Below are 23,380 nucleotides of genomic sequence, written 5' to 3'. Positions count from 1 at the left end.
ACGACTAAAGGCGAGCCGCTTGATAGGGGACGAACCATGAGTGATAAACAACAGAACCCGCGTCGCCGTTATTCCAGCCCAGTGGTGGATGGTGTCGGCAAGTCGGCCAGCCGTGCCATGCTGCGTGCGGTGGGCTTCACCGATGCGGATTTCACCAAGCCCCAGGTCGGTATCGCCTCGACCTGGAGCCAGGTCACGCCCTGCAATAGTCATATCGATGGACTGGCCGAGGAGGCCAGTGCCGGTGCCGATGGTGCCGGTGGCAAAGGGGTGATCTTCAATACCATCACCATTTCCGATGGCATCGCCAACGGCACCGAAGGCATGAAGTATTCGCTGGTTTCGCGCGAGGTGATTGCCGATTCCATCGAGACCGTGGCGGGGTGTGAAGGGTTCGATGGTCTGGTGGCGATCGGCGGCTGCGACAAGAATATGCCAGGATGCATGATGGGTCTGGCGCGGCTAAATCGGCCCAGTGTATTCGTCTATGGCGGTACCATCCTGCCTGGCGAGAACCATACCGACATCGTCTCGGTATTCGAGGCCGTGGGCGCTCATAGCCGTGGCGACCTCGATCTGATCGAGCTCAAGCAGATCGAGGAGACGGCGATTCCCGGGCCGGGTTCGTGTGGTGGCATGTACACTGCCAACACCATGGCCTCGGCGATCGAGGCGTTGGGCATGAGCCTGCCCGGTAGTTCGGCTCAAAACGCCGTGTCGCAGGCCAAACGCGACGACTGCCGGGCTGCCGGCGGCGCGGTGCTTGAATTGCTCGAGCGCGATATCAAGCCCTCGGACATCATGACCCGCGAGGCCTTCGAGAACGCCATCACCGTCGTCATCGCCCTGGGGGGCTCCACCAATGCGGTACTGCACCTTGTCGCCATGGCCAACACCATTGGTGTGCCTCTATCGATCGAGGACTTCACCGAGATTGGCCGCCGCGTGCCGGTGGTCGCCGATCTGCGCCCCAGCGGTCACTACATGATGAGCGAACTGGTCGAGATCGGCGGTATCCAGCCGCTGATGAAGACACTGCTCGATGCCGGTCTGCTGCATGGCGACTGCCTGACGGTGACCGGCAAGACGCTGGCCGAGAACTTGGCTGGCGTGGCGCCCTATCCAGAAGGGCAGAAAATCATCGCGCCGTTGGATGCCCCATTCAAAGCCGAAAGCCACCTGCGCATCCTCTACGGTAATTTGGCGCCGGAGGGGGCGGTGGCCAAGATCACTGGTAAGGAAGGCACGCGATTTACCGGTAGTGCACGGGTATTCGGTTCCGAGGAAGAAGCCCAGGCGCGTATCAACGACGGCACCGTGGTAGCCGGTGATGTCATCGTGATTCGTTATGAAGGGCCAAGGGGTGGTCCCGGCATGCGCGAGATGTTGACTCCCACCTCGGCGATCATGGGCCGCGGCCTGGGTAGCGAGGTGGCACTGATCACTGACGGGCGTTTTTCCGGCGGCAGCCATGGCTTCGTGGTCGGGCATATTTCGCCTGAAGCCTTCGACGGTGGCCCCATTGCGCTGGTCCAGGATGGCGACGAGATCACCATCGACGCCGAGGCCGATACCATCGACGTGCATGTCAGCAACGAGGAACTGATGCGCCGTCGCGCCGCCTGGCAGCAGCCCAAGCCGCGTTATGCCCGTGGCGTGCTGGCCAAGTACGCGAAAATGGTCAGCTCGGCATCCAATGGCGCGGTAACCGATTTGCCGGAGTAGTCAAAAGACACCCGCTAGTACTCGAACTGGCCCACGAAAGACTGCATTACGGCTCGCTGGTCGCGGTATGCCGTAGTCGCAAGCGAGAGCGCAGGCGCCGGGCGAGGATATCGACGCCGATGTTGAGTAATGCGGTAATTAGGATCAGTACCAGGGCGCGGTCGAAGCGGATCTCCTGGATGGCGCTGTCGACGTAGAAGCCGAGGGTAGCGATGCCGAGGATACCGAGAATGGCAGTCTCGCGCATGATGATCTCCCAGCGGTAGAACAGCAGTGCCAGGAAGGGGCCATAGACGCGTGGTGCGACCTCGTAGGCATAGCGGTCGAGCCCTCGTGGGGCATCTTGGCGTAGCGTCAGTTGATTGCTGCGCTGGCCGACGAGGTGGGCGATGATGCCGCCATTGTGTAGTGCCAGCGCCACCACCGCTGGCAACATAGACGGGCCCCAGAGTTGTAGCAGGATGAAAGCGAGCAGGTATTCGGGGGTCGAACGCATTACCACCAGCGCCACGTGGCCGAGGGTGCCACTGATACGTCCGGTGAAGTGGCGCGAGATCAGTGGGAACAGCATCATGGCCAGTGTTCCGGTAATCACCAGGGCGATCTGGGTCAGCAGCAGGGTGTTCCAGATCCCCGGCAGTGCCTGGGTGGTCATCAGGTCCAGCAGCCAGGTCATCAGGCCGCTGATTCCCTCGCCGTTGCGTAGTGGAGTGGGCACGATGTCCTGAGTGAAGAAACGCGACACGTTGCTCCACACGATCGGCAGACCACTGCCGAGCAGGAACGGCGCAGCTAGCAGGTAGAAGGGTAGCAGGCGTGGCCGTACCCACAGCTTGAGCGTGGCGATCAGTACATAGAACAGGATCAGCAAGGCACCCACAGAGCCGTAAAGCCCCTGGGCAAAGGCGGATTCCAGGTAGTAGCCAAGTGTTGGCATGCCGACGAAGCCTAGTACAGCGCTGGAGCGCAAACCGCACTCCAGGCGATAGGAGGTGTAGTTGACCAGGTGAGGCCAGGCTTGACTGAGCCGTGTGAAGGCCAATCCCGAAACTCGTCCACTGCCTTGAGGTAGCACCCTGGCGGGCTGAGGGTCGGTTTCGTCCAGAATCTCGGCATAGACCTTGGCGAAGATACCCGCATAGGGAATGGCGATGGCCAACACGCCGGTTAGCGGATGCAAGCCGAAGAACTGCAAGAAGATCAGTGCCCAGAACAGTTCATGAATGGCGCGAACGAATGCGCAACCGGTACGTACCCAGGCGCTGTGAAATACCAGCGCCAGTAGCAGACCGGTAAAGGCCCCCAGCCCTACACCGACGAAGGCGAAGGCCAGCGTACGCAGCAGAGCTTCGCCCAGGAAGTCCACCGCCAGGAAGTCGGGCATCACCAGGCCCAGCATCAGTCGCCCCAGTTCCTGCCAGGGGGCCTGGGTACTGATCTGGAAGTCGGCGAAGAAGGCACAAGCGATGGCTAGGGCGATGAAGCCCAGGCTGGTGCGGACCGTTGCGGATTGCCACATGAAGACAGTCCCGTTCAATACAGTGGCAGCAGATCTTGGGCACTGAGCCGGAGGCTGGGCTCATCCAGGGCAATGCAGCCATCGGCGATACCGACCACTCGGTCGGTGAAGCGCAGTGCCAGTTCGACATCGTGCATGGCCAGCACGGCCGTGGGGTAGGCCGTGGTCAGCGCCGCCATGAGCTGTTCGGCAAGGGGGCCATCGAGCGCCGACACCGGCTCGTCGGCTAACAGCAGATTGCCGCCCTGATGGATGGCCCGGGCCGCAGCCACCCGTTGACGTTCCCCGCCGGAAAGCTCGCCAACGGGTGTCCAGCACTTGTCGGCGATGTCCAGGTGCTCCAGCAATGGCATGATGGCGTGGACATCGCGCCTGAAGGGGCGAGCTAGTGTCACCAGGTTGTACCAACCATGGTGGCGGGATAGCCCGCCCATGTAGACGTTATGGAAAACTGAAAGGGTAGGCACCAGGCCCAGGTCCTGTGGCATCAGCGCGGGGCCCCGATCGCGCCAGCGGTCGAACATCACCGATAGCAGAGTCGACTTGCCGGCACCGCTCTTGCCCACCAACGCGACATGCTCGCCGACGGCCAGCGTCAGGCTAAGTGGACCGAGAACACGGATAGTGCCGTATTCAGCGACGGCGTCGCGCAGGGCCAAGGCGCTCATCAGTCGAGTAGCCCCAGTTCCTGGCCGACTTCGCGGATCACCGCATAGTCGTCATTGCTGGCCGGGATGAAGCCGGAGCGCGGGAAACTGTCCAAAAGCTCGGGGTCGTCCATATCGAGCAGGGCCTGTTGGACACGATCGGCGAAGCCGTCACCGAAACGCTCGTCGACGTCGCCGCGGATGGTCCACTGATAGTCCGGATACTGAGGCGTCTCCCAGACCACGTTCACCCGATCGGTGTCGATGTTGCCAGCGGCGACTTCGTTTTCCCACACGGTGTAGTTGAGGGCTCCCAACTGGTAAGCCCCGGAGGCAACCAGCGAGGCGGTACGGCTGTGATTGCCGCTGAAGCCGACGCGCGAGAAGGTTTCCTCGGGCGCTTCGCCGAAGTGCTCTCGAAGGTAGTATTCAGGCATCAGGCGTCCTGAGGTCGAGCCCTTGGAGCCAAAGGTGAAGGTCATGTCGCGCATGGCGTCGCTGAGACCTTCCCCCTCTTGCAGGCCGGTGCTTTCGTGGGCGATGAAGTAGGTCACGAATTCAGCATCTTCGACGCCTTGAGCCAGGGCTCGGGAGCCTGGCACGTGTTCGCGGGCCTGTACGCCGGACAGACCACCGAACCAAGCCAGTTGCACCTGGTTGTTGCGGAATGCCGTCACGGCGGCAGCGTAGGACTTCACCGGCACGAAGCGTACGTCCACCTCCAGTTCTTCGGCGAGATAGTCGGCAACTTTCTGGAAGCGTTGCTGCAGGCGGGTTTCATCTTCGTCGGGGATGGCGGTGAACACGAAGGTCTCGGCGCTGGCCAGGGAGGGGGCCAGTAACACTGCAAAAGCGAGCATCAAACCTTTGATCATGGGGAGTCCTTGTCCAATCGAATCGTCGTCATAGGGTACTGAAATTTCCGTACTCTTTCTTGCTTTACGGTGCGCAGGTACGAAAACCTGCAAGAATATCCTGGCGTTCGGGAGTGAAGAAGTTGCGATAGGCATTGTGGATCAACCGACCCCTGGTGGCCCAGGCACCGCCGCGCAGCACGTAGCGCCCCTCCTTGAACCAGGGAGCCGAGTAGTCGCGGTAGAGGTCGGGCTTGAAGCCAGGGAAGGGGGCGAAAGTCGATGCTGTCCATTCCCAGACGTTGCCTAGCATCTGCCGGCAGCCAAAGGCGCTGTCACCGATGGGAAAGGCGGCGACGTCGACCCGGTCCAGGCGCGAACCGTCCAGGTTGGCCTGACGCGTATCAGGTGGCGTCACGCCCCACGGAAAGCGTCGCTTGCCTGGTGCCAGGGAGCGGCCATCGGGGCTTGGCGTCCGACTCGCCGCGACCTCCCATTCGGCTTCGCTGGGTAGACGGCGACCTGCCCAGCGGCACCAGGCATCGGCTTCGTACCAATTGACATGCGCCACCGGCTGGTGGGGCGACAGTGCCCGCCAGCAGTCGAAATAGCGTTCCTCCCAACCTTGTCCATCGGCTCCCCTGCGCCAGTAGACAGGGGCTTGCCGATCCTGCTCTTCCCGCCACCGCCAGCCAGCGTCGCTCCATAGTTCGCGCCGCTCATAGCCACGGTCATCGACGAAGGCGGCGAACTCAGCATTGGTCACCGGCGCACGAGCGATGGAGAAGGGGGGCACCTCGACCTCCATAGGGGGCTTTTCGTTATCGAAACGGAACGCCACCTCGTTCTCGCCCGAACCCAGCCGGTGCCATCCTCCCGGCACGGCGACATCGCCAGGCAAGGGCCCCGTCGGTTCGGCTGGGGAGGACGGTGGGCCGAGCGCCGGCGGCGGATCGCCCAGCGTCTGACGGGTGTAGACAAAGGCTTCGCCGTGCATGTCCTCGTGCAGGCTGGTGAGTTGATAGACATAGCTCTGGGCGGAACTTGCCTTGCCATTGGGCAGGCGCTCGAGCATCGCCTGTTGTACGCGTGCCAGATAGTCCAGAGTCTCATCCAGAGATGGGAGGGGTAGCGTCCAACGCGCATCATGGGCGATGCTGCTGGAATCGTACAATCGTTCGGCACCATCCAACTGATAATCGGGCAGGCCATAAAGGCCACGCAAGGCGAAATGGTCGTGGAAAAAACCCACGTGGCCCAATTCCCACAACGGTGGGTTGACGATCGCCAGGCGGGGGCCCAACTGGCGCGACTCCAAGATGTCCTGCATCAAGGCAAGACTGCGTGCGCGGGCGTCGACTAGCATCGCTGCCAGGTCGTCGGCGGATTGCAGTGGTGTTGCTGGTATCTCGATCATGCCGACCTCATCGAGGAATGGACTGTGCTGAAGGTAGCGTTGATCACCCCTGCCGGTCGAGGCTCAAGAGCCGGCAATCGGGCCACGGCAACACGTTGGGCAGGGTTGCTGAGGGAGTTGGGTTGTCGTGTGCAGCTTGTGGCACCGGACGAAGACTTCCGGCAACCACACCAGGCGAATTCGCCTCCGGACCTGGTGATCGCTCTGCATGCGTGGCGCAGCCACGCAGCCATTCTAGCCAGTCGGCAAGTCCTTCCCCAGTGTCCGTTGATCGTGGTCCTGACCGGCACCGACGTTTATCGCTTTCAGCATAGTCACCCTGCGGTATTCCTCGACAGTCTGGAGCAGGCTTCTGCCTTGATTGGCTTGCATACCGCTATCGCCGACGACATTCCATCACGCTTTCATACACAACTGCATACGGTGCTGCAGTCAGCGTTGCCATTGCCACCAGGTGCCCCAAGACCTGGCAGACGGCATTTCAATATTCTGGTCGCCGGCCATCTGCGCGAGGAGAAGGACTCGCTACGAACGGCATTGGCCGTGCGCGACCTGCCTTCCGACTCGCGGTTGCGCGTGGTGCAATTGGGCCGGGCCTACAGCGTCGAGTGGGCGAATGCGGCGCATGAGGAGATGGCATGCAACCCCCGCTACCAGTGGAATGGCGACCAACCTCACTGGCGGGTGCGTCAATGGATGGCGCGGGCGCGGCTGATGGTGATCAGTTCGCGGATGGAAGGCGGTGCCAATGTGGTCAGCGAAGCCTGCGTGGCCGGCTTGCCTGTCATTGCCTCGGATATCTCTGGAAACCGGGGGTTATTGGGCGACGACTACCCAGGCTACTTCCCGGTGGCCGATACCGAGGCACTGCGCCGCCGTCTGTTGCGTGCCGAGCGTGACCCAGCCTTCGTTGCCGCTCTGCGCGAACGGGTAGTAGCACGCGCTACCGCATTTCGACCCGAGGCCGAGCGTGATGCCCTGGCGCGTGTCATCGCTGCCTGTGGGCTCAACTGTCGAGAACGGCTTGCCCAATGACGGATGATGTAAGCGCGATGGGTTCCAGCGCCTTGCTTGCCTCATACACCCGGCCAATGATTGTTGCCCTGGTATAACCCAATGCCCGCAGGGCGTTCAGGCAGTCAGTGGCGTGACCTGCTGGCACACTGGCCAGCAGGCCGCCTGCGGTCTGGGGGTCGAACAGCAGCGGGTAGCGCGGATGATCGACCCAGCGGGCCTGATCGCGCAGGGCCCGGCGCAACCGCACATTGGCCGGTTGCAGTGAGCTCAGGATTCCTGCAGCGACAGTTTCCTCGGCGCCCTCGAGTAGCGGCAGTGCGGCAAGGTCGAGTTCAGCGTCGACGTTCGAAGGGCGGGTCATCTCGATCAGATGTCCTAGCAACCCGAAACCCGTAAGGTCGGTACAAGCCGTGGCGCCGTGCTCGCGCAGGCACTGTGCAGCAAGGCGATTGGACTGGCACATCGATGTGAGTGCTGCGTCGATCCAGCGACCCCGAGCGGCCAAACGGGCGTGGGCAGCGAACAGGGTGCCGGTACCGATGGGCTTGGTGAGGATGAGTACATCTCCGGGGCGCATGCCTCCCTTGCGCAGTGCGGTATCGCCATCGGCCTCGATCAAGCCGTTGACGGCGAAGCCCAGTGCCAGCTCCCGGCCTTCGCCGGTGTGTCCCCCGACCAGGCTACAATCGGCCTCGTTGAGCACTTCCAGCGCGCCGCTCATCATCTGGAACACGGTATCCTCGACCTTGGCTTCCAGCCCCTGGGGCACTGTGGCCACGGCGGTGGCGGTCTGTGCCTCGGCACCCATGGCGAAGATATCGCCCAGGGCGTGGTTGGCGGCAACCTTGCCGAACACATAAGGGTCGTCGATGAAGGCGCGGAAGAAATCCACGCTATGTACCAGAGCCTTGCCCGGTGGAACGCGTACTACCGCTGCATCGTCCGGGGCATGCAGGCCGACCAGAACTTCATCGCGCGGGGTGGGAGTCAGTGTTGACAGAGCTCGTGACAGTACCGAGGCGCCGACCTTGGCACCACAGCCGCCGCAGCGCATGGCCAGCGCCGAGATTGCCTGCGCGCTCTCCTCGTCGTTCAGCGTTACCCGGCTTGCGGAGTCTGGTTTTCCGTTCGTGCTTTCCTTCATCCCGGGCAATTCATTGAACTTGGCCATGAAGCGTCGGTCGATCCAGTCCTTCCAACGCCATACCCAATCGCCGGCCAGGAACAAGGCGCCGCGTGAGGCGACGGCATGGCGATCGCCAGTGCTGATCAGCGCCAGCCAACGCGTTTGCGGGCGATAGGGCTTGAGAGGTCGACCGATGACGGCAGCGCGTAGGTTGTCGGCGAGCGGGCGTCCCTGGCGGACGGCGAAGACCCCAGCCTTCTCGCGGGGATAATCGACCTGGTTGGCGATGTCGCCAGCCGCGAAGATATTGGGATCGCTTACCGAGCGAAGATTGGCATCGACCAGGATGAAGCCTTCCTCATCAAGGGCCAGGTGGGTGTCACGCAACCAGGCGGCGCCACCAGCGTCGGTCACCCAGACGATCTCGTCGGCTGCGTGCCACTGCCCTCGGTCACAGCACAAACGACCCACATCAACGCTGGTCACTTCGGTCGAGGTGTGTATCGCGATGCCACGGCGATTCAAGACTCGCTCAAAATAGGCTCGTACGCGGGCATTATGGGTCGGCAGAATTCGCGTGCTGCGCGTAAGTAGCTGGAAGACCAGCTCTTCCGGGTTACGCCCTTGGGCCGCAAGTTCTTTGCGTAATCGGTATTGCATCGCCAGCAGTAGCTCGACACCTCCCGCGCCACCGCCGACCACCGCAATGCGCGTGGTGCCGGGATGGAGCTTGACGCGCTCGAGTAGCGTTCGCCAGCGGTTATTGAAGCGGTGGATCGGTTTGACTGGTACCGCATGCTCACCCGCGCCCTCGACCTGGCCAACCCGGGGAGTCGAACCGATATTGATCGACAGCCGATCATAGGGCACTGGGGGACGTGAGCGGCACAATACTTTTTGCCCTGCATGATCGATTCCCACCGCTTCGTCGCCAAGGAAGCGCGCGCCGGCGAATTCCGCCAGCCGGCGTAGGTCGATGTGCACGTCGTCGAAGGTGTAATGACCGGCGATATAGCCTGGCAACATGCCGGAGTAAGGCGTGTGGGTATCGCGACAAATCAGGGTCAGCCTGACGCCGGGCTCAGGGCGCATGGCAAAGCGCTTGAGCACTCCGACATGACTATGGCCGCCACCGACCAGCACAATGTCTCGCAATACCGGCGAATCCGGTTGCTGCATGAGGGAACTCTCTCTAGGTTGTAGGAAAGCGCATTGCGTCACTCATGAGGATATGCCATGAACCAGGCAGTACGCTTTCACGATCAGCATGTGGTCGAGGCGCAGACCTCGTTTCGTGACGCCGTGATCGCTGGTCTGAGTGCCACACCCAAGTCGCTGTCGCCGAAATTCTTCTACGACCGGCGCGGGTCTCTGCTGTTCGAGAGCATCTGCCAACAGCCGGAGTACTACCTGACACGCACCGAGGAATGTATTCTGGTCGATGCCAGCGATGAGATCGCTGCCTTGGTGGGCCCTGATTCGCTGCTGGTCGAACTTGGTAGCGGTGCCAGCCGCAAGATCAGGCTGCTGCTCGAGGCGATGCGTCCCAGCCGCTATCTGGGTATCGATATCTCGCGTGATTTCCTGCTCGAGAGTACGCGCCGGTTGGCTGCCGACTATCCTTGGCTCGAGGTACATGCTGCGTGGGCCGACTTCTCGCGCCGTTTGGCTCTGCCTGACGGTATCGCCGGACAGCGCACCGTGGCTTTTTTTCCTGGGTCGAGCATCGGCAATTTCGAGCCACCCGCGGCACAGGCTTTTCTCGCCCGTTTGCGTCAGGTGCTGCCGGATGGAAGCGGGGTGCTGATCGGTGTCGACCTGGTGAAAGACCGGGCTGTGCTCGAAGCTGCCTACAATGATGCCGCCGGGGTTACGGCCGCCTTCAACCTGAATCTGCTGGAGCGCCTGCATCGGGAGTTGGGAGTCGAGGTCGAGCCGGAGAACTTCGATCATCTGGCCTACTACAACGAGGCCGAGTCACGCATCGAAATGCATCTGGTCAGTCGCTGCCGGCAGACCCTGCGGCTAGAAGAAGGACATTTCGCTTTGGAGGAGGGGGAAAGGTTGCATACGGAGAATTCCTGCAAGTACAGCATTGCAGGATTTCAGGCACTAGCCAAGCGGGCCGGCTATGAGCCCACGGCAGTGTGGACCGACCCGCGGCATCTATTCAGCGTGCATTACTTATCGATCCTCTGATAGGCATCAGGGTGGCGTGGAAGAGTCCTCTTCTACGCAATCTCGTAATGCCTGCAATTCATCGACCGAGAACTGCTCGATCTTACCGGCCAGCAAGTCGCTGAGCCGCTGTGGGGGGATGCCGGCGCGTTGGGCTATTTCACGATTGCCCAGTTCCGAAAGGGCGATTCGCCGGGTAACGACGCGCATCAGGCGGCTGCGCTTTTCCAATTCCCTGACGTCCAGGTCGGGTGCCATTCGGGGAGGTTCTTGGGCATCCCAACCGGTCGTTAATCGTGCCGTGCTCATGAGGCTCCGTTGGCTTGGCTTGCGATACCGACAGCATGCAAGGTTTTTGCACGTTCCGCCAGTATCCAATCGGGGAAATTTTTGTGACGTTTTTTCTCTGTGGGTTCGAAGTCGTTCATGCCGGCATTCAATCCTCCTGTAGTGGCGTGGGACGCACCAGAATCTCGTTGACGTCCACGTGCGCTGGTTGGCTGATGGCATAGATCACCGCATTGGCGATGTCCTTATCCCGAAGGGCGTGTTCCGGCGGCTCGTCGAAGAAGGGGGTGTCGACCATGCCTGGCTCGATCAGGGTCACGCGGATACCGCTACCGCGCAATTCTTCGCGCAGGTTGTAGCCGATCCCGCTCACCGCCCATTTGGTCGCGCTGTACATGGAGCCGGGAATGGTAGTGCGGCCGGCGGCAGAGCCGGTGAGCAACACATGGCCGCGACTGGCGCGCAGGGCCGGTAGCGTGGCCTGCAGGGTCAAGCCTACGCCATAGATATTGGTCAGGATCATGTCACGCCAAGCGTCGATATCGGCACCGCTGAAACCGCCGGGCGAACCGCCGCGGCCAGCATTGGCGAAGACCACATCCAAGCGTCCGAAGCATTCGAGGGCCTGTTCGACCATGGCGCGTTGGTTGTCCATCGAGGTCACGTCGCAGCTCACGGTCAGTACGTTTTCCGGCCCCAGTTCGCGTGCTAGCTTCTCCAGTTTGTCCATCGAGCGCGCCGCCAATACCAGTTTGTAACCTTCTCTGGCGGCCGCTCGGGCCGTAGCGGCCCCGATACCGCTGGATGCACCGGTGATCAGCATGATGCGATCGTTCATTATTGCCGTCTCCTCATGGATGAACCCCATATCGTCCCGCTACCCTGATCAGGGTAGACTGCGATTTCTCACTCTGGACTAGGATGTCACCATGGCTCTCAGTGCAACGCCCTACAAGGTCGAACTCAATCTCACCGACCTGGATCGGGGTATCTATGAGTCTCTGCGCTTCACCATGGCGCGCCACCCGTCGGAAACCGAAGAGCGGTTAGCAGCGCGTTTGTTGGCACTTGCCTTGTGGTATGACGAAGCGTTGGTCTTCGGGCGCGGTCTTTCCACCGTCGATGAAGCCGCCTTATGGCAAAAGAGCCTCGATGATCGGGTGTTGCACTGGATCGAGGTCGGTCAGCCGGACGGAGACCGCTTGGTCTGGTGTTCGCGGCGTGCCGAGCGAGTATCGCTTCTGGTGTATGGGGATAGGCGGATGTGGGAAAGCAAGGTATTTCCATCATTGAATACGTTAGACAATCTGAACGTCGTGGCGTTGCCGCCACAGGAATTGTCCGAATTGTCTCAAGAGTTGCCGCGCAGCATCAATTGGGCGGTGATGATCAGCGAGGACTCCCTGTTCGTTACCGATGAAGAGGGACAGCATGAGCTGAAATTGACGTGGCTGAAAAGAGATCACTGACGTGCTGGCCTTTCCGAACGCCGCGTAAGTTTCTAAGGAAACACTGAATAAATGCCTGCGCAGCTCAATCACTGCGTTACGCGGTGCTGGTGCGCCAGCCCGGTCGAAGCCTCACATATAGCCCATATGCTCCGGTTGCTGCGCTCCGGGCGCCTTGTGCTTGAAGCCGCTCGTCGATTTATTCAGTGTTTCCCTAAGACGAAAGTCTTCGTTGAAGATAATTTGCTGAAATGTAGAAATAATCCCCGATTACCCGAGTCGCGATAAGCATGCTAGCTTTCAACGGAGGGCATGTTGCAGGGTGTAATGCATGGCATCGCAGCCCTGCTATGGTGCCGATAACTCAATAACAAACGTCACACTGCTGACCGGAGGAACGTAGATGCGAATGCTCAAGTACGCCATGGCGGCATCCCTGATTGCCGCGGCTCCCTTCACCATGGCACAGCAACAGCTCTCCATCGCCACGGGCGGGACCGGCGGTACCTATTATCCATACGGTGGCGGCTTGGCTGAGCTGATCAACAATCACATCGACGGTCATAGTGCCGTAGCCGAGGTGACCGGTGCCTCGGTCGAGAATATGGGGCTGATCTACCGTGGCGATTCCGATATCGCCTTGGCCCTGGCCGATACGGTCTACCAGGCTTATTCCGGTACCGGAGACTTTGAAGGACGCGAGCTGCCCGACACTCGTGCTCTGGCTTCTATCTACCCCAATGCGGTGCAGATCGTCACCTTGGCCGATTCGGGCATCGAATCCCTCCAGGATCTCAAGGGCAAGCGTGTCTCGGTGGGGGCTCCGGGCAGCGGCACCGAGCTCAATGCTCGCGCAGTGCTGGAATCCAACGGCATCACCTACGATGACATCACCCCCCAGCGCCTCAATTTCAACGAGACAGCGGACGCTATTCGTGATGGCGATATCGACGCCGGCTTCTGGAGCGTGGGTCCGCCTACCAGTTCGATCCTCAACCTGGCTACCACACGTGACGTGCGCCTGATCGGCTTGACCGACGAAGAAATCGCCAATGCGCGGGAAGAGGAACCGGTATTCGCTGCCTACAAATTGCGTGCCGGTCTCTACGAGGGCATGGAAGAGCCGGTACAGACCATCAGTATCCCCAATGTGTTGACGGTCGATGCCAGCATGGATGAGGAACTGGCCTATCAGGTCACCAAGGTCCTGTTCGAGAAGACCGACGAACTGATCGCTATCCACCCGGCAGCCAACGACACTACGGTGGAATTCAGTGTCGAGTCGACGCCGATCCCGTTCCACCCGGGTGCGTTGCGCTATTATGAGGAAGTCGGCGCCGAAGTGTCCGATAACCAGCGCCCGTAAATGTCGCATGAATTGGATGATATGGAAGAGAGGGCGGGCCTTGCTGCCCGCTCTTTCGTTGTGTTTGTCTCTCGGCGATTTTGGCAGCCACGCCTTTGCCGAAGGAACTGGCGGGACCTCGCCCTCGGTGGCCGGGAATCACGCCTGGCTGGAAGTTCACGACGATGACCAACGGCGAATCGTGTCCCTACCGATGTCTGCCGGCCAGAGCTGGTGTCTGGTCTGGAACCACTCCGTGGAGGGATTCCCCGTCCACGATTGCTATCGCAACCGGGCTGGCCACATGGTGCTGGAACGTAGCCACCAGCCAGATTATGCCGCTGGCCTGGGGCCGGTCCTGGGACGCGGCGAAGCGCGTTCCGATGGCGCAGGAGGCTATTGGATCGAAAACATCGATGAACCGGTGGCTGACAATCGTTACCTGCTTCGGGTCGGCTCGCCCAAGGTCAACCACCGCTTGGTGAAAGGCGACATCCTGATCAGCCTGAGTGAGCTAGCCGCGGGAGAGCGGGTGCAGATCAGTTTGCGTGTCGAACGAGAAAGTTCTCAATGAGGCCTGTATGAGTGAGCCAGGAACGTCCCCCATCATCCCCGGGAGTCAAGCCAAGCACTCCCGTCCCATTCTCTGGCTGATCACCCTGGTAGGGGTAGGGCTGTCGCTGTTCCAACTTTATTCCGCCGGCATTCAACCGCTGGGGCTGTTCTATCAGCGCAGTATCCACTTGGCGCTGATCATGATGCTGGCCTTCCTGATGTTTCCGGTATTCGGTCCCCACCGCAAGCGTGGTGTGATCGGCGGGATCATCGATGTCGCCTTCTTTGCGGGGGCGGTCATCACCGGGGGATACCTGGTCCTGAACCTCGACGAGATCTTTTCCCGTGCTGGGTTCTGGAGCCAGACCGATATCTTCATCGGCTGTATCGCCACGGTCACCGTGCTGGAAGCCAGCCGACGTGCAGTGGGATTGGGCATGACCATCATCGGTGCCCTGGCGATCCTCTATGCCTTTGCCGGGCCACGCGGCGAGCTTCCCTGGCTGAGCGACTTCCTACCCGGCATCATGGGGCACCGCGGTTACAATCTCGATCGCCTGGTGGGTCAGTTGTACCTGGGCCAGGAAGGCATCTTCGGCCTGCCGTTGGGCGTGGCTGCCACCTATATCTTCGTCTTCGTGCTGTTCGGGGCCTTCCTGGAAAGCACCGGTGCCGGCAAGTTCTTCATTGACCTCGCCTATGCGGCCACTGGTCGCCAGCGTGGCGGCCCCGCCAAGGCGGCGGTCATCGCGTCGGCGGGCATGGGGTCGATTTCCGGCAGCGCCATCGCCAATGTGGTGACCACCGGTGCCTTCACCATTCCGCTGATGAAGCGTTTGGGCTACAAGCCGAAGCAGGCCGGCGGCATCGAAGCGGCAGCCTCCACCGGCGGGCAGATCATGCCACCGTTGATGGGGGCCGGGGCCTTCCTGATCGCCGAGTACACCAACACGCCGTACCTGGACGTGGTCAAGGTCAGCGTACTGCCGGCGATCATGTACTTCTCCACGGTGTATCTGTTCGTGCACATCATCGCCCTGAAACAAGGCATGCAGGGCATGCCGCGCTCGGAGCTGCCCCAGATGCGCGACGTGATGCGCGAGGGCTGGCATTTCCTGCTACCACTGGCGGTACTGGTATGGCTGCTGGTGATGAACATGTCGCCGATGCGGGTCGGCTTCTGGGCGGTGGTCACCATGGTCGCCGTGGCGGTGCTGCGCTATACGGTCTGGTTCTTGTTCATCGCGCCCCGGCAAGGCCAGAAGGTGACCTTCGCCAGCATCCGGGAAGTGGTGTGGGCCGGCTTCCTCAAGCTGATCGAAGGCCTCGAACTCGGTGCGCGCAATGCCGTGGCGGTATCCATGGCCTGTGCCGTGGCCGGCATCATCGTCGGGGTGGTGGGGTTGACCGGCCTGGGGCTCAAGTTCTCGGCGATGATGTTGGCCTTCTCCGGCGGCAATCTGGTGCTGGCGCTGCTGATGGTGCTGCTGGCCAGCCTGGTGCTGGGGATGGGGTTGCCGGTCACGGCGAGTTATATCGTATTGATCGTACTGGTCGGCCCTGCGCTGACCAATGAGTTCGGCGTGCCGCTGTTGATCGCCCACCTGGTGGTGTTCTGGTATTCCCAGGACTCCAACGTGACACCGCCCATTGCCCTGGCCGGCTTCGCCGGGGCGGCGATCGCCGGTAGCAAGCCCATGGAAACCGGCTTCCAGGCATGGAAGTTCGCCAAGGGGCTGTACCTGATCCCGCTGTTCATGGTCTTCAATCCGGAGATCATCGTCGGTGGGCCGGTACTGCTCGTGATCTGGAATGCCATCATCGCTCTCTTGGCATTGGCGGCATTCGCGGTGGTCCTGGAAGGCTATCTGTTCACACGCATGTCGTGGCTGCCCCGATTGATCACCGTGCCAGCTATCGTGGCGGTGTTCTATCCTGAGCTGATGATAGAGGCTGCGGGCGTCGCGGTCATGGTGTTGACCATCGGCGGCAACTGGCTGGCTCATCACCGTGAGTCGAGGGCTACTGCCACTAGTGGCTGATACCAGCAGGCTGATCGGCTTCTCTGTTGTCGCCTATCGATGGAGGTGTCAACTCTTTCCCCTGACCGCGTATAGCGGTATGCTGCGCGGTTTTCAAACGATACCGCCCGGGCCTCGGGTCTTGAAGTATCGTCATCATTACATGGGGGAACACAGGCATGCCGTCGTCGAAGCAGGCACCGCGAGTGGGCGTGATCATGGGGTCCAAGTCGGACTGGCCGGTCATGGAGCATGCAGTCGAGATGCTCGATCGTCTCGGCGTAACCTATGAGACCCGCGTCGTATCGGCTCACCGCACGCCGGACCTGTTGTTCGAATATGCCAAGGGGGCTGCTGAGCGGGGGCTGCAGGTGATCATCGCGGGAGCTGGCGGTGCGGCACACTTGCCGGGCATGGTGGCGTCTCAAACGCCCTTACCCGTGCTGGGGGTGCCGGTGGAATCAAAGGCGCTCAAGGGGCTGGATTCGTTACTCTCCATTGCCCAGATGCCGGGTGGCATTGCCGTGGGTACCTTGGCCATTGGCAAGGCTGGGGCGACCAATGCCGGGCTGCTGGCCGCGCAGATCGTTGCGTTGCAGGACGATAAGGTGCGTGCTGCTGTCGAGGCTTTTCGCACCGAGCAGACCCAGAAAGTGCTCGATAACCCCGATCCGCGAGCCGAGTGAGGAGATATGGCCATGAATATCGGCGTACTGGGTGCCGGACAGTTGGGGCGCATGCTGGCCTTGGCGGGTTACCCCTTGGCTAACCGCTTCACGTTCCTCGATACTACCGGCCACCCCAGCGCTGGCATCGGTGAGGTGATGATCGATACCGACCAGCGTCATCTGGAGGAATTCCTGTCAAAGGTCGATCTGGTGACCTACGAATTCGAGCACTTGCCGGTGGCCCTGGTGCAGGATATCGAAGAGCACAAGCCGGTCTACCCTTCCAGTGAAGCGATCCGCATCTGCCAGAACCGTGCTGAGGAAAAGGCACTGTTCGATCGCTTGGGCATTCCCACTCCCACTTATCGAGTGGTGGAACACGCTGACGAACTCGAAGCGGCGGCGCGTGAACTGGGCTGTCCAGTGGTCGCCAAGTCGGTTACCGAAGGCTACGACGGCAAGGGCCAGGCCGTGTTGCGCGACCCGTCCGAGGCTCACGACGCCTGGCGCCAGATTGGCCATCCGCGCCTGGTCGTCGAAGCCTTCGTGGACTTCGTGCGCGAGGTATCGATCATCGCTGTGCGTGGCCGCGACGGCCACGTGGTGTTTTATCCCATGGCCGAGAACGTGCATGTCGACGGTATCCTGCGTTATTCGCTGGCGCCGATGCCGGATCTCGACGACAGCGTGCAATTGCTCGCCGATGAGTATATCCGCACGTTGCTCGATGAACTCGATTACGTTGGTGTACTGACACTCGAATTATTCCAGACCCGAGACGGCAAGCTGCTGGCCAATGAGATGGCGCCACGGGTGCACAACTCCGGTCATTGGAGTATGGATGGTGCGGTGACCAGCCAGTTCGAGAATCACCTGCGTGCCATTCAGGGGCTGCCGCTGGGCGACACTCATGCGCGGATGCCGACCTGCATGATCAATGTGATCGGCCGTGAAGGCGACCCTGCCGAGATTCTCACCCTCGAGGACGCCCACCTGCACCGCTATGACAAAAGCGAGCGAGTCGGCCGTAAACTGGGACACATCAACCTGGTGGCACCAACCCACGCTGAACTGCTGGAAAAAGTGCGCGCCTGTGCGCGTCTGCTGCCCGAGGCGCCCGAGCCACGCTTTAGTTTCGAATAGCGCGTTTTCGAATGACTTCGCCTTTTCTACGCCGCAGCCGTCCGATGACGGCTGCGGCGTTCTTGGTTTCGCCTACTGCACCTGATGGCCGAATTCGCCGAGCAGGCGGTGCAACCAACGATGAGACGGTGAGTGATGGGTACGATCATGCCATAGCTGGTAGAAGCGCATCGGCGGAAAGTCGATGGGCGAGGGCAGGATGGTCAGGGACAGCAGGTTAGCGTAAAAGCGCGCGAAATGACGGCTGGTGGTGAAGACGAGGTCGCTGTCCTGTAACAGGTAAGGTGCCAAGTTGAAGGACTGTACCTCGACGGTTTCACGCCGCTCGACACGCAGGCTGGCCAGCCTGCTGTCGATCACGCCGCGCTGGCTGCGCGAATAGGGCATGGGCACCACATGACGCGCCGCCAGGTAATCATCATACGTCAGCCCCTTGCGTGCCAGGGGATGGCGCGAGGAAACCAAACACACGATATCGTCTTCCAGCAGCATCGACAGGTGCATGCGTTCTGGAGGCTCTGGCCAGTTGCCGATCACCACGTCCAGCTCGCCCTCGGCCAGGGCGGTCTCGAAATCGTAGTCAGGCCCCAGGGAGTGAATCGTCAGCCGTGCCAGGGGCGCTTCCTGGCGGAAACGCTCGACCACCCGTGCCAAGAAGACAGGAGCCAAGTAGTCAGGTGCACCGAGTCGGAACACCTGCTGGCTGGCGAAGGGATCGAACTCCACCGGTTCATTGACGAGCTTGTCGATTTCCGCCAAGGCCCGCCGTGCGTGCGGTAGCAGTTGCAAGGCTCGTTCGGTGGGGACCATACCACTCTTTTCCCGTACCAACAGCGCATCACCGAAGATCTCGCGCAACTTCTTCAATGCTGCGCTGATGGCTGGCTGCGATTGGTGCAGGCGTACGGCGGTGCGCGACACACTGCGCTCGTCGAGCAATAGGCACAGTACCCGTAGCAGGTAGGTATCGAGGGGATCCTTGCGGCGCTGAATCATGGGGTTCATCCATATCGTTGGCAAGGGGCTCACGTCGAAGCAAGCACAGCGCGTCGTGTCATCTCATTTAGCTTTATACGATTTTCATTATAAAGGCTATAGAAGTATATCGGTTTTCATTTATTCCGGCATCTCTAGACTGACGTAACACATCCATTTGTATACATGGAATGTGCCCACAATGACAATGATGCTGGAGACAATTTATCATGATGCAGTCTTCTTGCAACGGGGTGGTCATTGGCACCGTCCTGACGCTTGCCACTTCCTTGGCTCACGCCGCCACCTGGAGTGACACCGCTATCGGTTACCGTTTCGGTACCCAGTTCACCGAGCCAAGCAATCCCGAGGAAATCGACAAGCATACCCTTAGCCTGACGCATGCCAGTGGTTATGCCTACGGGCAGAACTTTTTCAATCTGGACATCCTGCAATCCAATGACAGTGATCCGGCCCACGGGAGCGACAGCGGCGCTACGGAAGCCTACCTGACCTACCGTCACCAACTGCATTACGGCAAGCTCAGCGACGAGCCGCTCGCCTTCGGCCCAATTAGTGATATCGCTTTGACCGGTGGGTTCGATCTCAACACCAAGAACACCGCCTTCGCGCCGCGCAAGCGTCAAGTCGTGCTGGGGCCAACGCTGAAATTCGATCTGTCGCGCGGTTTCCTCGATGTCAGCCTGCTCTATAGTCGCGAATGGAACCATTGTGGCCTGGATGCCTGCGGAGCCCCCGGCAATCGCAACAGTATCTCCTTCGATCCCTACTATCAGCTCAGTGTGGCCTGGGGTGTGCCCTTCGATGTCGGCGCGTTGCCGCTGAAATTCCAGGGGTTCTACAACTACAACAGTGAGAAGGGCAAGGACTACTTCAATGTCGAAACCAAGCCCGAGCAACTGATGCGGACCTCGCTGATGTTGGATGTGGGCAAGCTGGCCTGGGGCGAAGGCGATAACCTTTGGGCCGGTGTCGGTTATGAGTATTGGCGCAACAAGTTTGGGAATCACGACAAGCCGGGGGTCGATACCGATGCCTTGACCTTCAATCTGGAATGGCATTTTTGATGCGCCGGACATCCCCCGCAGGGGACAACGCAAACGCCGCTGCCATGGGCAACGGCGTTTGTCGTCTCGGAGAAGGAAGATGTAGATATCAGGTGCCTATCACACCACCATCTTCACGCGTGATGACCACGGTAGCCGAACGTGGGAAGGTATCGCCGCCTTCCGGCCAGTGGCTGAGGTAGCGGCCTTGGGCGAAGTCCTCGGCACTGGTGTTGGCACCGGGATGCTGGACGTTGATGAACATGGTGCGTTGATCCGGCGTGATGGCCATGCCGGTGATCTCCTGGCCAATGGGACCGGTCAGGAAGCGCTTGATCTCACCGGTCTCGGGGTTGGCGGCGAGCATCTGGTTGTTGCCGAACGGCGTGTAGATGCCATCGTTCACCGATGAGTCGCTGATGTCGGTCTGGATCCAGACTCGACGATCGGCATCGATACACAGACCATCGGGGCAAGCGAGTAGCGCCTCCTCACCAAGCGGATTGCCTGCCAGGTCGCGGCTGTCTTCGCCGTCGCCCGCCAGAACGAACAACTCCCATTGGAAACGTTCGGCCTCTTGGCTTCCGTCTTCCTGCCAGCGCACGATCTGGCCGAAGCCATTCGCAGCGCGTGGGTTAGCGGCATCGAGCTGATCCTCTTCGCGCTTGCTGTTGTTGGTCAACGTGAAGTAGACGTAGCCGTTTTCTGGGTCCACCGCCCCCCACTCGGGACGATCCATCTTCGTTGCCCCCACATGATCGGCTGCGCTACGGGTGTTGACCAGGATGTCGGCGAGATCGGCGAAGCCGTTTTCCGGGGTCAGACCGTTCTTGCCCGGGGCCAGTGCCAGCCACTCGCCGCTGCCGTCGTCATTGAATCGCGCCACATACAGCGTGCCTTCGTCGAGCAGCGAGCCGTCAGCGCTAGCGGCATGGTACGGCTGGGCGGAGACGAACTTGTAGATGTATTCGAAACGTGAGTCGTCGCCGGAATAACAGACCACCGGCTTGCCTTCGACAGCCGGGGCAAAGATCACCCCTTCGTGGGCGAAACGTCCCAGGTGGGTGCGCTTGACTGGGGTGGAATCGGGATCGAAGGGATCGATCTCGACCATGTAGCCGAAGGTGTTGGGTTCGTTGCGATAGTCGTCCTCGGCGCTGGCGCCACGCGACGTGGCATCGAAGCGGATGAACTCGTCATCGCCACCCGCGGCGCGGTGCCAGTTCCAACGCCCGGTGTCGCGGGTCTCGATACCGTAGCGCGACTGGCGACGGTCGATCTCGGTGTCCTCATTGGCGAAGTAGCCGGACCAGTTCTCCTCGGCAGCCATGTAGGTGTTCCAAGGCGTGACGCCGCTGGAGCAGTTGTTCTGGGTACCGCGAGTCATGGTGCCGTCGGGACTGTATTTGGTCCGCACGTGTTCGGTGCCAGCCACCGGGCCGGATAGCATCATCGGCGTGCGCGCCGTGATGCGACGATTGAAATCATCGCGCACCACACCCCATTGACCGCTCTCGGACTGGCGAATACGTATGACGCTCACGCCATGCCCGTTCATTTCCCTGAGTACCTGGTCGGGGTCGCGGCTGCCGTCCTCGTTCTGCGGAAAGCCTTCGCTATCGAGTGTCAGGCCGGAGGCGGCAGCATGCATGAAGCGAGGCTCGACGTACTCGTGATTGAGCACCAGCAAGCCATCCTGCGAGCTGCCGTCGATGGCAAAGAAATGCATGCCATCATGGTGGCTGCCGGTCTGTTGGGCCTGCGCCTCACCATCGTTGTCCGGTGCAAACTCGGGATAATCGCCGGTAATCGGGGTTCCCCAAGGGATCAGTATTTGGCTGCGATAGCCCTGAGGCACCACGACGGTGTCGGCAGTGCTGGTAGGAATCGGTGTGAAGCCTAGGGTGGGCCCCGTGCCGCGTTGTGTCTGTCCGGCAAAAGCCGAGGCAAGCGGCAGGCTAGTGGCCATGGCGGCAGTCACGGCCGTGGCCAGGCTGCCGCGCAGGAATCCCCGCCGACTCAACCGGGCTTGCAGGACATCGCCGAAATAACGGTTGTCGGAATGGTTGCTCAAGGGCTCGTCGCCCGCCGCGAGAATGGGATCGGTGGTGCCGGGCTGCTGGGGTTGTGTCATCGTCCTGCCTCACATGAAGTCACGGGAGCCTCATGGTCGGAAGCTTTTATTGCATTAGCATGAATGGATGATGGCAGTCCGATGTCAAGTCTCTGCCTGGGCCGGGAACCATCAAGCGTCAACCGAGCCCATCTACCATCTCACATAGCAGGAAGAACCCACTGTCATGCAAGACCTCCTCATGTGGCACCAACACACTGGGATAAGGAGGCCGTATCCTGCCCTTCAGTGGATCAGAACCCTGTGCAATCGCTCATCTAGCAGGCGATGAGGGAAGCGATGTAAGCGAAAACCACCAATCGCTTGTCATCAATCGCTTACAAGTCTGTGGTCGATTTCCTACACAGGGCTCCTTGTCCTGAAGCGGGGCATCCGATAAGTTTAGCGCTTACCAATATAGCCCATAATTTTCCTATATTTCCTGCAGGGACGCAGCGCATGGCCAACCAGACCGGTCTCCAGTTCACGCTCACCCTCGCCGGTCAGCCGGCGCTCGACCTGGCGGTGGTCGACTTCACCTTCGAGGAGGCGCTCTCCGCGCCCTTCCATCTGCGCGGGGCCTTCGCCAGCCGCGATGGCGGGTTGAGCCCCACGGACTGGCTGGAACGCGAGCTGACCCTGACCCTGTGGCAGGACGGCGAGGCGCTGCGCCACGTGCACGGCATCGCCGCCGAGTTCCAGCGTGGCGATCGCGGTCATCGCCGCACCCGTTACGAGGTGGTGATCCGCCCGGCGCTGTGGCGCTTGTCGTTGCGTCACAACTCGCGCATCTTCCAGCATGTCTCGCCGCTGACCATCCTCAATACCCTGTGCACTGAACACGGCCTCCATGAGGTCGCCTTCGCGGTGACCCGCGAGCTCGCCGAGCGCGAGTTCTGCGTGCAGTACCGCGAGACCGACCTGGCCTTCCTCGAGCGCCTGGCCGCCGAGGAGGGGCTGTACTACTTCCACGAATTCGAGGCCGATCGCCACCGCTTGGTGGTCAGCGACGATCCGACCCTGCTCACCAATCTCGGCGCGCGGCCCTATCACGCCCGGGCCGGTGGCACCGCGCCGCGACGCCATGTGCGTCGGCTACAGCAGGCGTCGCGGGTCAAGCCGGCCTCGGTGACGCTCAAGGACTACTCGTTCAAGACCCCGGCCTACGCCCAGTTGCATGCCCATCAGGCCGACGGCCTCGACGAACACGCCCAGCGAACCGCTTACGAACACTACGACGCCCCCGGACGCTACAAGGCCGACGCCTCCGGCCG

At 61.0% G+C, this 23,380-nt stretch carries 21 protein-coding genes; 11 read left to right on the top strand and 10 right to left on the bottom strand.

The window, feature by feature from the left end; all coding sequences use genetic code 11:
- The first annotated feature begins 36 nt into the window (after positions 1–36).
- Complete coding sequence (gene ilvD / locus L861_RS12630) at positions 37–1,725, top strand: dihydroxy-acid dehydratase (protein ID WP_016416979.1); 1,689 nt, start codon at positions 37–39, stop codon at positions 1,723–1,725.
- Positions 1,726–1,771: 46 nt separating this feature from the next.
- Here the strand turns inward: ilvD and L861_RS12625 are convergent, their stop codons facing one another.
- From L861_RS12625 to senA, 4 genes are all read right to left on the bottom strand, one after another.
- Positions 1,772–3,244 (bottom strand): PhnE/PtxC family ABC transporter permease, encoded by a 1,473-nt coding sequence (locus L861_RS12625; RefSeq protein ID WP_016416978.1) that lies wholly within the window; start codon positions 3,242–3,244, stop codon positions 1,772–1,774.
- Between the two features lie 14 nt (positions 3,245–3,258).
- Entirely contained in the window at positions 3,259–3,912 is a 654-nt protein-coding gene (locus tag L861_RS12620; RefSeq protein WP_016416977.1) for an ATP-binding cassette domain-containing protein, read from the bottom strand.
- Positions 3,912–4,766 carry a putative selenate ABC transporter substrate-binding protein gene (locus L861_RS12615; protein WP_016416976.1) on the bottom strand — a complete coding sequence of 285 codons (855 nt, stop codon included), beginning with the start codon at positions 4,764–4,766 and terminating at the stop codon, positions 3,912–3,914. The genes L861_RS12620 and L861_RS12615 overlap by 1 nt, the downstream gene beginning before the upstream one ends.
- 64 nt (positions 4,767–4,830) lie before the next feature.
- Entirely contained in the window at positions 4,831–6,162 is a 1,332-nt protein-coding gene (gene senA / locus L861_RS12610) for a selenoneine synthase SenA (protein ID WP_016416975.1), read from the bottom strand.
- Positions 6,163–6,186: 24 nt separating this feature from the next.
- Here senA and senB point away from each other — a divergent pair, with 24 nt between their 5' ends.
- Positions 6,187–7,197 (top strand): selenoneine biosynthesis selenosugar synthase SenB, encoded by a 1,011-nt coding sequence (gene senB, locus L861_RS12605; protein ID WP_016416974.1) that lies wholly within the window; start codon positions 6,187–6,189, stop codon positions 7,195–7,197.
- Here senB and selD read toward each other — a convergent pair.
- Complete coding sequence (selD, locus tag L861_RS12600; protein WP_016416973.1) at positions 7,169–9,484, bottom strand: selenide, water dikinase SelD; 2,316 nt, start codon at positions 9,482–9,484, stop codon at positions 7,169–7,171. The genes senB and selD overlap by 29 nt on opposite strands.
- Before the next feature lie 57 nt (positions 9,485–9,541).
- On the opposite strand from selD, the gene egtD reads away from it, so the two are divergent.
- Complete coding sequence (egtD, locus tag L861_RS12595; RefSeq protein ID WP_016416972.1) at positions 9,542–10,504, top strand: L-histidine N(alpha)-methyltransferase; 963 nt, start codon at positions 9,542–9,544, stop codon at positions 10,502–10,504.
- Between the two features lie 6 nt (positions 10,505–10,510).
- Here egtD and L861_RS12590 read toward each other — a convergent pair whose 3' ends face one another.
- The 3 genes from L861_RS12590 to L861_RS12585 are packed head-to-tail and all read right to left on the bottom strand — an operon-like array spanning position 10,511 to position 11,609.
- A complete protein-coding gene (locus L861_RS12590) occupies positions 10,511–10,741 on the bottom strand; it encodes an XRE family transcriptional regulator (RefSeq protein WP_016416971.1) in 231 nt (76 codons plus the stop codon).
- Between the two features lie 47 nt (positions 10,742–10,788).
- On the bottom strand, positions 10,789–10,911 hold the full coding sequence (locus tag L861_RS25180) for a hypothetical protein (protein WP_021029186.1): 123 nt from the start codon (positions 10,909–10,911) through the stop codon (positions 10,789–10,791).
- A gap of 8 nt (positions 10,912–10,919) precedes the next feature.
- The gene (locus L861_RS12585; RefSeq protein WP_016416970.1) at positions 10,920–11,609 is read right to left on the bottom strand and encodes an SDR family oxidoreductase; all 690 of its coding nucleotides are present in this window, start codon (positions 11,607–11,609) and stop codon (positions 10,920–10,922) included.
- Positions 11,610–11,700: 91 nt separating this feature from the next.
- Between L861_RS12585 and L861_RS12580 the strand changes: the two genes are divergently transcribed.
- The 6 genes from L861_RS12580 to L861_RS12555 all read left to right on the top strand — a co-directional run bounded on the left by L861_RS12580 (position 11,701) and on the right by L861_RS12555 (position 17,951).
- Positions 11,701–12,240, top strand: coding sequence for a YaeQ family protein (locus L861_RS12580; protein WP_016416969.1), 540 nt, complete (start codon positions 11,701–11,703; stop codon positions 12,238–12,240).
- Positions 12,241–12,622: 382 nt separating this feature from the next.
- Positions 12,623–13,585, top strand: coding sequence for a TAXI family TRAP transporter solute-binding subunit (locus L861_RS12575; RefSeq protein WP_016416968.1), 963 nt, complete (start codon positions 12,623–12,625; stop codon positions 13,583–13,585).
- 40 nt (positions 13,586–13,625) lie between these two features.
- A complete protein-coding gene (locus L861_RS12570) occupies positions 13,626–14,138 on the top strand; it encodes a DUF1850 domain-containing protein (RefSeq protein ID WP_236617159.1) in 513 nt (170 codons plus the stop codon).
- Between the two features lie 7 nt (positions 14,139–14,145).
- Positions 14,146–16,161, top strand: a complete 2,016-nt coding sequence (locus L861_RS12565) for a TRAP transporter permease (RefSeq protein ID WP_016416966.1) — start codon at positions 14,146–14,148, stop codon at positions 16,159–16,161.
- A 158-nt stretch (positions 16,162–16,319) separates the two neighbouring features.
- Complete coding sequence (gene purE / locus L861_RS12560) at positions 16,320–16,826, top strand: 5-(carboxyamino)imidazole ribonucleotide mutase (protein ID WP_016416965.1); 507 nt, start codon at positions 16,320–16,322, stop codon at positions 16,824–16,826.
- Between the two features lie 12 nt (positions 16,827–16,838).
- Entirely contained in the window at positions 16,839–17,951 is a 1,113-nt protein-coding gene (locus L861_RS12555) for a 5-(carboxyamino)imidazole ribonucleotide synthase (protein ID WP_016416964.1), read from the top strand.
- Between the two features lie 72 nt (positions 17,952–18,023).
- Here the strand turns inward: L861_RS12555 and L861_RS12550 are convergent, their stop codons facing one another.
- Positions 18,024–18,947: a LysR family transcriptional regulator gene (locus L861_RS12550; protein ID WP_016416963.1), complete on the bottom strand. Its 924-nt coding sequence runs from the start codon at positions 18,945–18,947 to the stop codon at positions 18,024–18,026.
- Positions 18,948–19,156: 209 nt separating this feature from the next.
- Between L861_RS12550 and L861_RS12545 the strand changes: the two genes are divergently transcribed.
- Positions 19,157–20,014: a hypothetical protein gene (locus L861_RS12545; protein WP_016416962.1), complete on the top strand. Its 858-nt coding sequence runs from the start codon at positions 19,157–19,159 to the stop codon at positions 20,012–20,014.
- A gap of 88 nt (positions 20,015–20,102) precedes the next feature.
- On the opposite strand, the gene L861_RS12540 is transcribed toward L861_RS12545, so the two are convergent.
- The gene (locus L861_RS12540) at positions 20,103–22,127 is read right to left on the bottom strand and encodes a PhoX family protein (RefSeq protein WP_016416961.1); all 2,025 of its coding nucleotides are present in this window, start codon (positions 22,125–22,127) and stop codon (positions 20,103–20,105) included.
- A gap of 438 nt (positions 22,128–22,565) precedes the next feature.
- On the opposite strand from L861_RS12540, the gene tssI reads away from it, so the two are divergent.
- A partial coding sequence (tssI, locus tag L861_RS12535; protein WP_016416960.1) for a type VI secretion system tip protein TssI/VgrG occupies positions 22,566–23,380 on the top strand: 815 nt, incomplete at its 3' end.

The organism is Litchfieldella anticariensis FP35 = DSM 16096, assembly GCF_000409775.1.
Taxonomy (GTDB): Bacteria; Pseudomonadota; Gammaproteobacteria; order Pseudomonadales; family Halomonadaceae; genus Litchfieldella; species Litchfieldella anticariensis.
The sequence above is the reverse complement of the archived record's forward strand: the minus strand, read 5'-3'. Positions and strand labels throughout refer to the sequence as shown.